The organism is Paenibacillus etheri, assembly GCF_001012825.1.
Taxonomy (GTDB): Bacteria; Bacillota; Bacilli; order Paenibacillales; family Paenibacillaceae; genus Paenibacillus_AQ; species Paenibacillus_AQ etheri.
On record NZ_LCZJ02000068.1, the window covers coordinates 1 to 783 of the forward strand.

Annotated in this window: 1 protein-coding gene; it reads right to left on the minus strand. The window is 53.3% G+C overall.

Annotated elements, in window-relative coordinates; translation table 11 throughout:
- The coding region (locus tag UQ64_RS28315; RefSeq protein WP_060626790.1) for an IS30 family transposase at nt 1-783 on the minus strand (783 nt) is incomplete at both ends.

The window sequence follows — 783 nt, forward strand, 5'->3', positions numbered from 1 at the left end:
TCGTGAGCAGACTTCCACCCCAGACATTTCCGGGGGCGGTGGTTGATGAGATCTAGGGCGTGGGCAAGCTCCTCATCTGAAACTTGTGCAAAATCATGGCCTTTGGGAAAGAACTCTCGAAGGAGTCCGTTGCCATTCTCGTTAGACCCTCGTTGCCAGGATGAGTAGGGATCAGCAAAGTAGACATCCAGTCCATGAAAGGTTTCCAGAGCGCTATAGCAGGCGAATTCCTTTCCTCGATCCACAGTAGCCGTTCGGAAAGTTTCTTGCGGATACTGGCTAGCCACAACACCAAAGGCGATCTCCATCGAATGAGCGGTACGGTCGGGCATCTTTAGGGCCAGATACATCCGTGTCTTGCGCTCGATAAAGGTCGCGGCACAAGCACGGCTTTTTCCTCGGCTGGAAACCACCGTATCTAGTTCCCAGTGCCCGAAGGAATCTCTCTTTCGTACTCCCTTTGGCCGTTGACTAATGGTTTTCCCCACGAGGAATCGACCACGTGTCTCCAGTGGTTTACGTCGTTTGCCCTTATGCCGTAGCACCTTTACTTCGCCTGCAACCAGACGACCTGCATATAGCCAACGGTAGATCGTCTTGAAGCATACGAAGGGTTGACCACTGGCTCTACGCTGTTCAGCAATCTGCTCGGGTGACCAGGTAAGTCGGAGTTTCTCATTGATCTCTCCGGCCAGTTCCGCGGTGAAACGACCTGGCGACTTACTCCCTTCTCGACGTTCGCTATACGCGATCTGAGCGGTCTCAGCACGATAGGTATTTCCC